6 protein-coding genes are annotated in these 14,221 nt (G+C 44.8%); all 6 read left to right on the forward strand.

Annotated features, from left to right (window positions below):
* Window positions 1-77: 77 nt before the first annotated feature.
* The gene (locus ACOOE0_RS07590; protein WP_420401867.1) at window positions 78-8,960 is read left to right on the forward strand and encodes a PKD domain-containing protein; all 8,883 of its coding nucleotides are present in this window, start codon (window positions 78-80) and stop codon (window positions 8,958-8,960) included.
* Window positions 8,961-8,997: 37 nt separating this feature from the next.
* Window positions 8,998-9,918, forward strand: a complete 921-nt coding sequence (locus ACOOE0_RS07595; protein WP_420401868.1) for a type IX secretion system membrane protein PorP/SprF — start codon at window positions 8,998-9,000, stop codon at window positions 9,916-9,918.
* Window positions 9,919-11,868, forward strand: coding sequence for an OmpA family protein (locus ACOOE0_RS07600; protein ID WP_420401869.1), 1,950 nt, complete (start codon window positions 9,919-9,921; stop codon window positions 11,866-11,868).
* A 157-nt stretch (window positions 11,869-12,025) separates the two neighbouring features.
* Entirely contained in the window at window positions 12,026-12,565 is a 540-nt protein-coding gene (locus tag ACOOE0_RS07605) for an RNA polymerase sigma factor (RefSeq protein WP_420401870.1), read from the forward strand.
* On the forward strand, window positions 12,565-13,110 hold the full coding sequence (locus tag ACOOE0_RS07610) for a hypothetical protein (protein ID WP_420401871.1): 546 nt from the start codon (window positions 12,565-12,567) through the stop codon (window positions 13,108-13,110). The genes ACOOE0_RS07605 and ACOOE0_RS07610 overlap by 1 nt, the downstream gene beginning before the upstream one ends.
* Window positions 13,091-14,179 carry a hypothetical protein gene (locus tag ACOOE0_RS07615; protein ID WP_420401872.1) on the forward strand — a complete coding sequence of 363 codons (1,089 nt, stop codon included), beginning with the start codon at window positions 13,091-13,093 and terminating at the stop codon, window positions 14,177-14,179. The genes ACOOE0_RS07610 and ACOOE0_RS07615 overlap by 20 nt, the downstream gene beginning before the upstream one ends.
* The last annotated feature ends 42 nt before the right edge of the window (window positions 14,180-14,221 follow it).

The raw sequence follows: 14,221 nt of genomic DNA on the forward strand, positions 1-14,221 counted from the left end.
ATATATTCTATTTAACCGATGCTAGTAGATATGTTTGAATATTCTTACATGCTAAGAAAAACCTCATTTTTTTGATTATGAAAAGACCGCTAACCCCCCAAAAAAAAGGAGCTTCTTATTTCTTTTTTTTGTTTTTGCTCGCTTCATTGCAGTGGAGTTATGCACAAAATTGTTCAGTAAATGCGGGGATTCCTGAAACCATATGTGAGAACATCGGAACGTACAACCTTTCGGGTTCCACTTCAGGATTGGTACAAAGTGGTCCAACATGGTCGCAAGTAGGTGGGCCATCCGTTATTATCAACGATCCTTCCAACCCAACCACTTCCATTTCCGGTCTTGTTGGTGGAAACACCTACACTTTTAGATTGAGTGCGGTTTGTACGGACGGAACACCACAATTTCAAGATGTAGATATAACGGTACAACCTATTACCGTGTCAAATGCGGGAAGCGATATTGCCTCATGTCCAGATAATACCGGGAGTGTGAGTACAAACGCAAACACCCCATTGAATGCCGGTGAAACTGGACTATGGAGTATTGTTGGGGCTAATAATGCAGGAGTAACCATTAATGCTCCCAGCTCCCCCACAACAACCTTAACACTAGCCGAGACCAGTGCTGGAATCACAACTTTACAATGGACGATATCAGGTCCTGATTTTGCTCCAGGACAAGCTTGCGAATCCAGTTCTACGATTACCGTAACCAATTACGGTGGTGAAAGTGTGGTGGATGCAGGACCAAATCAAAGTTTGGATAACTGCTATTCACTGACCCAGTCGACCAACTTTGCAGGTAGTTTTGGCGGAAACAACATCAATGGTCAAGTAGGTACCTGGAGTTTTGTAAGCGGACCAAATACGCCAGTCATTGCAAACCCAAATAGTAACAATTCCAATGTATCCAACCTCGTAGCAGGGGTCTATACGTTTCGTTGGTCTGTAAATGGGCCATGTGCCAGTGGTCAGGACACCATGACCATAACGGTAGCTGGGGCAACCCAGGATATATCCACGGCAACCATTCAAAATAATGATATTCGCTTTTGTGATGCCAGTATTACAACGGTGACACTTGTGGGCTCATTGCCCTTATTCACTAATGAAACTGCAACTTGGACCCAGACGAGCGGCCCTGTAGCAGGTGTTAATATCATCAGCCCAAATTCCAGTACTACACAGATCACAGGATTGGATGGGAGTAGTACCTATCAGTTTACCTATACGATTGAAAATGGAACAACGCTTTGCAGTGATTCAGATACTGCTACCATTAATTATTCCACAACCCCGGTCACAATCTTGGCAAATGGGGGTAGCGACCTAACTGCGGTTTGCGGTGTAACAAGCGTTGACATTCCATTTACCACCACAGGAAATGGTACCAATACCTATAGTATTATTAGCGGGCCAAGCAGTTCTACTTTGGTGGATCCTTCCACTTTTTCCAATGCGGGGGGCACACCTTTAACGATAAACTTTGATGCTGAAGGAACATATACCGTCCTTTTTAGAAGAGCTCTGAGTGGTTCCATCCAAACCGGATGTGATGTGGGTACCAGTACTATCAATGTCAATGTGGCTTTGACACCAACTGCGGCCAACGCTGGAACAGACCAGACCTTGGCCTGTAATGTCACCGATACGGATATAACAGGAAACGCAGCTGCCGTTGGAAATTCCCTTTGGTCGCAGATCAGCGGGCCCAATACAGCTACTATTGCATCTCCCTATGCGCAAACAACAAACGTTTCCAATTTGGTTCCTGGAACCTATGTGTTTCAATATGCCATTTCCGGAGGAAATGCTTGTGCACCCTCTGAGGAAGATACAGTCCAAATAGTTGTGTCCTCGGATACAGCAGTACCAACGGATGCTGGATTGGACCAATCCATCTGCTTTGGGGCGCCAACACAATTGGCGGGGAATGCCCCTCCAACCACAAACTTGGTTGGAACATGGACAGTGGATTCTGCCCCGGGTGGAGCTAGCATTGTTTTCGCTGACGTAAATGACCCGAACACTTTGGTGTCCGGTTTGGACGATGCAAATGAAACCTATATTTTCCGATGGACGATAGCCAATCCCAATGATGCTACCTGTCCAACCCCTGGAACGGACACGGTTACAATAACAACAGGTGCAACCCAAGGCCCTACTTTGGCCGCGGCAGGTACTGACCAATGTTTGGGAACTGGTGTAACGACCACAACTTTAGCGGGGAATCAGCCTGCTATTGACGAGATAGGAATCTGGACTGCTTCTCCTGCTGTTGGCATTGCTTTTGACGATGCCAATCAATTTGATACGGATGTCACTATTTCCGTTGAGCAGAGCTACATTTTGACTTGGACCATTTCGAAAATTGCTCCAGGTTGTCAAGATACTTCGGATGAAATGGAACTGACGATAGGACCGGATGCCGTTGCGGACGCTGGCCCCGATCAAACCGAATGCCAATCCGTGTTTACCATGGATGCTACAGGTTCTGTGGGAAGTGGTGGGTTTTGGACCCAGATTTCAGGGCCGGGAGGCTATGTCATCGATGACTCAACGAGCCCAACAGCACAACTTACATTTTCATTTTCAGGACAATATGTTTTTGAATGGACAGCTACCAACGGTAGTTGTTCTTCAGATACTGATCAAGTTACCCTCAATGTAGGAATCCCTCCGACCACGGCGGTAGTGACCACTCCTGCCGAAACCATTTGTTCATCCACTACGGTAATCCTGGATGGCAACGCATTTGACCCCAACATTGAAAACGGTTTTTGGACCCTATTGTCCGGAGCACCAAATACACCCACTTTTTCAGATGTAAATGATCCAAATGCTACGGTAACCGGAATGGTGTCAGGCTCTTATACCTTTAGATGGACCATTGCTGGGGATAGTAATTGTCCCAGTAGTTTTGCAGATAAGACCGTGGATGTTTATGTCCCTGCCAATGCTGGCCCGGATATGGAACTCTGTAACGTACAAAACTTTTTGCTGGAAGCTACTTTTGGTTCTACAGGAACCTGGACCCAGACCTTTGGTCCGGGCGTAGGTGGTGCACCTGGAACTCCCGCGACCATTACCCAAAATCCTGCGGGCAGTAATGTTGCTGAAGTAAGTGATATAGTTCTTGGGAGTTTTTACATCTTTGAATTTACCACAAATTACCCTGGAGCAACCGGATGCGGAAATACGTCCGATCAAGTTCAGGTGGAATCCAGTGGCTTGCCATCGGTTTTACCGGATGCTGGCCCAGATCAACTACTGTGTTTGGGAGATTTGGTCGTACCTAATCAGACAACCTTGGCAGGGAACATGCCACCTGACGATGTAGATGAGGCTACATGGAGCTTTACAGAACAGCCTGCTGGAAGCACAGCAGTGATAACAAACCCCAATGACCCAACATCCACGCTTACAGGATTGACTGTTCCAGGCATTTATATTTTGGAATGGAATTTTGAGGCCGGATTTTGTTTTAATACCTCGGATGTGGTTCGGATTGAAGTATATGAAACTCCGTCTACTGCGGATGCAGGTCCTGATCAAGTTAATGCCTGTCAGTTAAGTGCCCAATTGAATGCGGTTCCGCCAACAGTGGGCACGGGAACATGGACGTTTACCGCTGATCCATCTGGGGGAGCGGCCGTTATCGATAATCCCAATTCATCCACTTCCACCATTTCCAATATTACGACTACTGGCACCTATACATTAACCTGGACAGTGGCCCACAACGGGGTAACTTTTGTGGACAGCCCTTCGGCTTGTGACCCTTCTTCCGATACTGTGGACATTACCTTCCCTGATGATGCTCCGTCAACAGCAGATGCAGGTCCAGATCAAGAATTTTGTGCGGCTACCCAAACTAATATGGCCGCCACAGCTTTGGTTATTGGAACAGGAACTTGGACCCAAACCGCCGGGCCAGGTGTGGGAGGAACTCCTGGAACACCAGCTAATATTGTTGCTCCAAACAGTGAAACAACATTGATCGACACCTTGGAACCGGGTACTTACGAATTTACCTGGACGGTAGTAAATGGAGGATGTACTTTTGATGACACCCTTGAAGTGGTTATTTATGCCGACCCCGTAAGTGCCAATGCAGGTCCGGACCAATCATTGGACCAATTTTCTTCAATTGTTTTGGCTGCTGATGCACCTACCGTTGGGACAGGTATTTGGACGCAGGTTTCTGGGCCTACTACAGTTGGATTTGTCAACGAAAATGACCCAGCTACGGAAGTTTTTGGAGCCACTTCGGGCACTTATGTATTTGAATGGACCATTAGTAATGGCAGCTGTACTCCCGTATCAGATACCGTTGAAGTGTCCTTGTTGGGAGTGGACTTGGAATTGACCAAATCCGTTTCCCCAACTATCGCAAATCCCGGGGATACGGTAACTTTTACCTTGGACGTCTTTAATGATGATGCATCCAGTGCTTCAGACGCTACTGGGGTTTCTGTACGTGATGTAATTCCGTCGGGATATACTTTGGTGCCAGGAACAGTAAGCAATGGAGGGGTCTATAACATTGGCGATTTTTCCATCACATGGTCCAATTTATCCATAAGCAATGGTGCCACTTTAAGTTTGACCTTTGATGCGACTGTAAATGCTACAGGTTCTTATCAGAATACTGCAGAAATTACAGCCAACGACCTTTTTGATATCGATTCCACAGAAGGCAATGGTATAGCAGGGGAAGATGATCAAGATTCAGCCCAAGTTACTATCCTTGCATCTGATTTAAGCCTGACAAAGGATGTTAGTGCTGCTTCCAGTGCTACACCCAATGTTGGAGATACTGTTGTTTTTGAACTCACGGTGACCAACGCTGGACCTGATGCGGCCACCAATGTGAGTGTAGAGGATGTTGCTCCATCTGGTTTGACCATAGTAACCATAAACGATGGAGGCATAAATACTTCAGGTACCATTGCGTGGACAATTGCGAACCTAGCTGTTGGCTCCACTACCCTAAGCTATGAGACTACGGTTAACGCTCCTACTGGAGCTACCGATGAATACCGAAACACGGCAGAGATAACCGCTTCCGATCAATATGATTCAGATAGTGATCCAGGGAATGATGATGGAGATCAAAGTGAGGATGACGAAGCCTTTTATGTCATTACACCTCAAGTAGCGGATTTGGAAATATCGATGCAGGCGAGCAATCCAACTCCGGATGTTGGGGAAGTGGTGACTTTTACCATTAATGTTAGCAACCAAGGAACATCGGCAGCAACGGGAGTATCCCTAGAAAATCTGGTGCCACCTGGATATGCAACTATCACAGGAATCAGCAATGGTGGCACATTTAGTTTCATAACCGATATTATTACCTGGACAGGACTGAATGTTCCCATTGGAACCAATACTTTGTCCTTGACATTTAATGCAACTGTTCAAAATCCTACTGGAGCTGTTGGGGAATTTACCCATATGGCAGAGGTCACTTTCGCCGACCAATATGATTCCGATAGTACCCCTAACAATGATGACGGAGATCAAAGTGAAGATGATGAAACTTCCATAGCCGCTGCCCCAATACAATCTGATCTTTCTTTGACCAAAATTGTAGTGGACAATGACATAAACCCCAACGTGGGCGAGGAGATTAGTTTTGAGATAACCGTTTCCAATAGTGGTCCCGATGATGCCACAAATGTAGTGGTACAGGATCTGTTGCCTACAGGCTTCAACTATGTGCTTTACAGCGCTACCGCTGGAACTTACGATGATACCACAGGACTTTGGCAAGTGGGCACGTTGGCCAATGGAGCCAATGAGACTTTGATTATAGATGTGTTGGTAAATACTACTGGCAATTATACCAATGTGGCTCAAATTACTGCCTCTGATGGTTTTGATATTGATTCCACTCCTAGTAATGGAGTGGGTGCAGAGGACGATCAGGATGAGGTGACCATAGCTCCTGTCGCCGTAGCAGATTTATCCTTGACCAAGGATGTGGATAACGCCAACCCGGATGTAAATACCAATGTCGTATTTACCATAACCGTTTCCAATTCAGGACCTAGCGATGCTACCAATATTGTAGTAACAGATCTATTGCCTTCGGGTTATACCTATGTTTCGGATGATGCGTCTGGGGCATATACAAGCGGAACTGGAATCTGGAATGTGGGACCCATTGCCAACGGTGGAACATCTTCTTTGAATATTACTGCAACGGTAAACCCTACAGGAGTTTACACCAATATTGCTGAGATTACGGCGGTAGATCAACCCGATAGCGATTCAACACCGAACAATGCGCTTGCTGCAGAAGACGATCAGGATGATGCTGTGACAAACCCCAATCCTCTGGTGGATATTTCCGTGACTAAAACCGCGGATGACCTTACACCCAACGTGGGCGATCAGATTGTTTTCACCATATCCGTTTTCAATGATGGACCCAATGATGCAACCAATGTGGTGGTAACCGATTTCTTGGCGTCGGGTTATGAATTTGTCAGCGCTGTGCCTTCGACTGGAGCATACGAACCTTTGAATGGTTCTTGGACTATTGGAAATTTGGCCAATGCAGTTACGGAAACTTTGGTAATCACCGCCAATGTTTTGGCCACTGGTGATTATACCAATATTGCAGAACTTACGGGCTTGGATGAGACTGATGTGGATTCGGTTCCGGCCAATAATGATGATACGGAAGATGATCAGCAGACCGTAGAGCCTGTTCCGGTATTGGTTTCCGATTTGATTCTTCGTAAATCCGTTGATATTCTAAGTCCGTTGGTGGGAGAAGAAGTGATATTCAATATCAGCATTTCCAATCTTGGACCAAGTGATGTAACAGGAGTTCAGGTTATGGACCTTTTACCCTCTGGGTACACCTATATTTCCAATAATAGGACAGCGGGAGTGTATACTCCAGCAACCGGAATTTGGGACTTGAACGGTATCATTCCAAATGGGACCACGGAAACATTAAACATTGTTGCGACGGTTAATGCTTCGGGGGATTACTTCAATGTTACGGAGGTGATAGCTTCCGATAATTTGGATCCAAATTCCACACCAAATAACGGCAACGTTTTTGAAAATGACCAAGACAGTGCTGGAACCACACCTATTCCAAGTTCGGACCTAAGTCTGACCAAGATAATAGACAATCCAAGTCCTGATGTAGGATCAAATGTTGTATTCACCCTTACTTTGACCAACGATGGACCAAGCGATGCCACAGGAGTAGTGGTGTCAGATGCTTTACCCTCTGGATATTCCTATGTTTCCGATGATTCTGGTGGGACATATAGCGATGCCAGTGGATTATGGAGTGTTGGCACGCTGGCCTCAGGATCAAGCATCGATTTAAATATTACGACCCAAGTTAACGCCACTGGGGATTATAACAATGTGGCAGAAGTGGTCGCGGCAATTCAATTGGATCCTGATTCAACACCAGGTAATAACGATCCCAATGAGGATGATCAAGCGGAACAATCCATTGCGCCAAGAACGGTAACGGATATTTCCGTCACCAAAACGGCCGATACCCTTAGCCCATCCGTGGGTGAGGAAATTGTATTTACCATCACAGTAAATAATGCAGGACCCAATGATGCTACGGGAATCGTAGTAGAGGACTTGTTGGCTTCTGGTTATAGCTTGGTTTCGGTATTGCCGTCCACAGGAATTTATTATGGACTTACCGGTTCTTGGGATATTGGAGATCTGGCCAATGGTGCTACGGCTACCTTGCAGATTACCGCTCAAGTTCAGGCTAGCGGGGATTATAGAAACACCGCAGAGTTGATTGCCCTGGACACCTTTGATCCAGATTCAACTCCAAATAACAATTTAGCTACGGAAGATGATCAGGACACCATAGAGGCGATACCTAATGGGCAAGCGGATTTGGAGCTGACCAAAACAGTGGATAATGCTACGCCCAATGTGGGAGATGTGGTTGAGTTTACCTTGAATTTGACCAACAATGGATTTAGTGATGCCACTGGGGTGGTGGTAACCGATCTACTTGCATCGGGATATACCTATCAATCCCATATTACAACAGCAGGTATTTATAATGAATCAAGTGGATTATGGACCCTGAATGGACCAGTTTTCAATCAAAGCACGGAGACCTTGGTGATTCTGGCCACGGTGAATACCCCAACCGGAACGATGGACGAATATTTGAACGTTGCCGAAATTACCGCCAGTGATTTTAATGATCCGGATAGCAACCCAAATCAAGGAATTTCCGAAGATGATCTTTCAGATGGTAATGTGGACGATGACGAGGCCATTGCATCTGTTACCCCACAGACTACCGATATAAGTATCAGTAAGACTGTGGATAATACCTCTCCCAATATTGGAGATCAGGTGGTCTTTGCCATTACAGTTTCCAATCAAGGAAGTGTGGAAGCAACCAACATTGGCATTGAAGAAATACTGCCTTCTGGATATCGCTTGATCACGGTCCAAGCATCAGAAGGAACCTATGATGAGGTTTCTGGATTCTGGGAATTGGATCAATTGGCAGCCCTTGGAACAGCCAACCTACAACTTACTGTAGAGATACTGGATGTAAATGATTATTTGAATACCGCAAGTTTGGCCTATGTGGATCAATTGGATACCGATAGTTCCAACGATTCGGATCAAGCAGAAGTAACCCCATCTTGCTTAACGGTGTACAACGAGTTTTCGCCCAATGGTGACGGTGTAAACGAATTCTTTAAGATTGACTGTATTTCCAGATACCCTAACAATGTGCTTCAGGTCTATAATCGATGGGGCAATATTGTGTATGAACAACGCTCCTATAACAATGACTGGGATGGTACTTCCAACGGAAGGGCCACAGTGCAAAAAGGAAATCAATTGCCCGTGGGCACATATTATTATGTCTTAGATCTGGGCGATGGCTCGGAACCTCGAACAGATTGGCTATACATAAACAGATAGGAAGATGGGTATCAGAATAAATAGAAAAGCGCAACGAATGAAAAGGCAAGTCCGAACCTGCTGTTTTGTAGCCCTGCTGATGGGTGTCTTATCCACATCCGCACAGCAAGACCCGCAGTTCACCCAATATATGTACAACACGCTCAACGTGAATCCAGCCTATGCAGGCTCCAGGGGACATTTGACCGCCTTGTTGCTGCATCGGTCGCAATGGGTAGGGGTAAATGGTGCTCCGACCACCCAGGTTTTGGCCGTGGATGGGCCTATGGGGAACAATGTGGGACTTGGATTGGTACTTTCACATGATGCATTGGGACCCGCTTCAGAGGTTTTTGTGGATGCCAATTTTTCCTATACGGTTAAACTGGATGACAAGGACAAACTGCTTTCGTTTGGATTAAAGGGAGGAGGAAGGATGTTCAATGTGGATTTCTCCAAAGGATTGGTTGAAAATCCGGATGTGGCATTTCAGAATAACATTAAAAACAAGTTTTTCCCAACCGTAGGTGCTGGGATTTACTATCACAATAAAAAGAGTTATTTAGGTTTGGCTGTACCTAATTTCTTTGCCCAGGACCACTATGATGGCGAAGAACAGGAAATAGCGGCCGAACGCTTACATTATTATCTGATAGGAGGTAAGATTATGGATCTTACCCCTGATATCAAGTTCAAACCGGCCTTTTTTGTAAAGTGGGTTCCTGGAGCGCCCGTCATAGCGGATATTTCTGCCAATGCCATGCTTATGGAAACCTTCACAGCAGGCTTGGCATACCGCTGGGACGATTCCTTTTCAGCTTTATTGGGATTGCAAATTTCCCCAGACCTAAGCATGGGTTATTCCTATGATCTGACCACTTCTGATTTGAGAAGTTACACGAGTGGAACTCACGAAGTCTTTCTTCGGTATGAGTTCAAGACCGTGGAAAAACGCCTAAAATCCCCTAGATTTTATTAAATGATGAGTATTAAAACCAACATATCCGTTCTTTTTTTATTGGTGGGCGGTTGCTTGCACGCTCAACTAAAGTATAACGACGCCGACATCAATTTTGATAATTTGCTGTATGTAAAAGCAGCCAAACAATACGAAACCTTGGTTAGGAAAGGTGAGGACTCCCAACGCGTACTTCAACGTTTGGGAGATGCCTATTTCTACAATACCGATATGGAAAATGCCGTAAAATGGTACGGGGTGCTGTTTTCCAAATACGAAAAGGTACTGGAGCCAGAATATGCCTTTAAATATGTACATGCCCTAAAGGGTGTTGGAAATTATAAAATGGCCAAGGGCATTATGAAGATTTATACCGAAAAATTGGATGTATCCGAGTTTAAGGTGGCACAAATGCAAAATAATGATGATGCCTTGGATGAATTGTTGAACAGACAGCCACAGTACTACGTAAGCAACTTGGGAATAAATACGCCCGTAGCCGATTTTGGACCCATGTACTACAAGGACAAAATTGTGTTTTCTTCCAGCCGTGATTCCTTACGGTTTGAGACTCGGGTATATGAATGGAACCGACAGCCGTATTTGGACTTTTTTATGGCGGATACAACGGGGTCAGGTTCCGATTTAGCCAATGTGAGGTCCTTTTCTTCTATTTTGAATACCCGATACCATGAAGCGGCAGCTACCTTTATTCCCGAAGGGAACGTGATTTATTTCACCCGAAACAACTACACCCATCAAACTTTGGGAAGGGACGGTGAAGGTACCAACCACCTAAAAATATATACCTCCGAATTAAGGGGAGGGGAATGGACGGAAGCCGAGGAAGTACCCTTCAACAGTGAGGATTATTCAGTTGGGCAACCCGCCCTAAGTCCTGACGGCCGTAAGTTGTACTTTGTTTCCGATATGCCGGGAAGCATTGGGGAAACGGATATTTTTGTGGTCGATGTTTTGCAGAATGGCGGATTTTCCGAACCTAGAAACTTGGGCCCAACGATCAATACAAGCGGGCGGGAAATGTTCCCTTTTGTAACCGAAGGGAAGCTCTACTTTGCCTCGGACGGCCATTTGGGCCTTGGTGGCCTGGATGTGTTTGAAAGCGAATGGGGCAATACTGGATTCGAAACTCCGAATAATCTTGGCAGGCCTTTGAACAGCAATCGCGACGACTTTGGATATATTGTGAAGGAAACTTCTCAACGCGGTTACTTTTCTTCCAATAGAGAAGGGGGCAAGGGAGATGATGATATCTATTCGTTCCAACGTATGGAAGAGACTTGCGAGCAGACCGTAAAAGGTAGCGTCATTCGAAAATCCAATGCCCAGCCCATAGTAAATGTAGTGGTGGAATTGCTGGATGCCGAAGGAAATTCCTTGGGAAGAACGGCCACAGACCCTTATGGCGCTTTTGAGTTTGAAAATGTGCTGGAGTGCGAAGCAGGGTATGAAATCAAAATCAGCAAGCAAGGCTTTTTACCCAATGATGCCGCCTTTAGTACCACCAAACAAAAGGACTTTGTAAACGATGTGCCCTTGGAAATTACCAAAGAGCTCAACAAGTTGATCGTTCGTGAGAATGGGGTGCTCAAGATTAAGATTGACAATATTTATTTCGATTTGAACAAAGCGGAAATTCGAGAAGATGCTGCTCAGGAATTAAATAAGATCGTAGAAGTGATGAAGGAATACCCTAAAATGGTCATTAAAATTGAGGCGCACACCGATTCTAGGGGAAGCGACCGCTATAACGAACAGCTTTCCGATAAACGGGCCAAGTCAACAGGAAACTATATAGTTTCACAGGGCATTGAGGCCAACCGAATTAAAAGTGCCATTGGATATGGAGAAAAACAACTGCTCAATCAATGTAGCAATGGCGTAAGATGCAGCAATGAGGAACATGATGTGAACCGTAGATCGGAATTTATTATTGTAAACCTAAATTAACCCAACCATCAATAAACACTACCCTGAAACCTTCAATTTAAGTTGAAGGTTTTTTTATTTAAATAAGGATTGGTGCAACCCTTGGAGTTTTGTTTTGTCTTTGGGTTAGATGAATAAGGATTATTTTTAGCCGTCATTGAATAATCGTCCAGGATTTTTGGAAGCAAACGTACGTTTTACGCACCAGGCATTGGTGGAACAGAGCAAGGCAGGAGATCGGAACGCCCAATATCAGTTGTATGGGCTGTACGTTGATGCCATGTTCAATGTAGCCATGCGCTTGTTGACCATCAGGGAAGATGCTGAGGACGTATTGCAGGAAAGTTTTGTGGAAGCTTTCAGAAAAATGGACACGTTTAGGTTTGAAAGCACTTTTGGTGCCTGGTTGAAACGCATTGTGATCAATAGGAGTATCAACCATCTCAAATCCAAGCGCTTGTTGTTGTCATCTTTGGAAAATGAAGGGGAACCGCTTGAAGAGGATGAATTCCAAGAGGTGGACCAACTGGAGATTGATAAGGTGAAAACAGGACTAAGTCAGTTGCCGGAAGGGTATCGGCAAATAATAACCCTTTATCTCATCGAAGGGTACGATCATGTGGAAATTGGAGAAATCTTGGGGATATCCACCTCAACCTCCAAATCGCAATACCATAGGGCAAAAAAGAAATTGATTCAAATTGTAAATGAACTGTGATGGACAATTTTGAAAAGTATATCAAGGAAAACAAAGAGGCGTTCAATGTCCACAAAGTGGACAAGGACAAATTGTGGCAGGGTATAGCCCGCGCCTTGGACGAAAAAGAAACTCCAAAAGTCATTCCGCTGTGGAAATCCGGCAAATTCAGGATAGCGGCATCCGTTGTCTTTTTGGTTGGCCTGTCATTAGTGGCCTTCCTTATGCTGGGCAATCCTAATGCACAGGAAATGGATGGCTATGCGAGCGAGGAGCTTTTTGAAATAGACCTGCACTATAAAAATCTGGTGTATCAGCAAGTGCAATTGGTCAAAAACCATCCAAAGCTATCAGCTGCGGACAAAGATGAGTTTCTATCCTTTATGGATGAACTGGACGTGGAATACGAACAGCTGAAACTGGAAATGAAGAACAACCTGGACAATGAGCGGGTTTTGGAAGCCATTGTCAACAACTATAAAAAGCGCATTGAACTGATTGAGAATTTGCTGAAACAAATCAATGCATCTAAAAATGAAATGGATTATGAAGGGTATATTTTATAAACATATTGTACTTACCGCTTTTTGCTGTTTAATTGCTACTGGGGCAACGGCTCAAAGTGAGCGGACTAAGGCATGGTCAAAAAGTTATGACCTTCCAGCTACGGGATCGGTTCAGATTGAGAACAAATACGGCAATGTGGTGGTCAATGGCTGGGATCAAGAGGAGTTAAAAGTGTCCATAGACATCAAGGTGGTACACCGAAAGGATGAGAATGCCAAGAAGTTGATAGACCGAATCCAACCCAAGGTGACCCAGGCCGGGGATTTTATTCGCATTACCTCAGAAATTGTGGACAGGAGCTCCAGTCTGTTCAGTAGATATTTCAACAAAGCCAATCCCTTCGACTTTGATAAATCCAATATTCAAATTGATTTTGAGATATACATGCCCCAGAACGCAGAACTAAACGTAATCAACAAATTTGGGGATTTGGTGATCGGAGCTTGGCATGGCGATTTGGATGCCAACGTACAACATGGGGATATCTGGGTAAACGATGGGATATCCACGGCCAAAATTGACATGAAATTTGGCAAGCTCAATTTAGGGGAAATCGATTACGGGAGCATTAAAATGAGCAATGGAGCCATAGATGTTGAAAATGGGCAAAAACTAAAAATAATCAGTAGCGGGAGCGATCTTAATTTGGACAATATCTCAAACCTAGAACTGTATTCCAGCAAAGATGAGGTGATACTAGAGGCTATTGGAACGCTCCGGGGCGATTTCAAATTCTCGAATGTGGATATTGCCAGTGTGGATTCGGAAATGTTCTTGACCCTTAGAATAGCGGAGGTGGAAGTCCGTCAGATCCTTTCCCCAAGTCCGGAAATTGACATAGTACAGGAATCTTCAGAGATAAAATTGGACGTATCAGGACTTTCATTTGATTTTAGGGCCACTTTGGAACAAGGTTTGTTGCGTGTTCCCAAGACATTCACCAACATAAAGACCAATGTGACCAATGCCGGGAAGAAAACCAGGGAGATTACCGCCAAATATGGCACAGGGACTGCTGGGGACTTTACCATCAACGGAATTAAAGGCGCCATAGTGATTACCGATTAAGACCATCAATTCAACAATCAAAAAATAATTCAAAAAAAAATC

The sequence above is a fragment of the Flagellimonas sp. genome (assembly GCF_965215805.1).
Lineage (GTDB): Bacteria > Bacteroidota > Bacteroidia > Flavobacteriales > Flavobacteriaceae > Flagellimonas.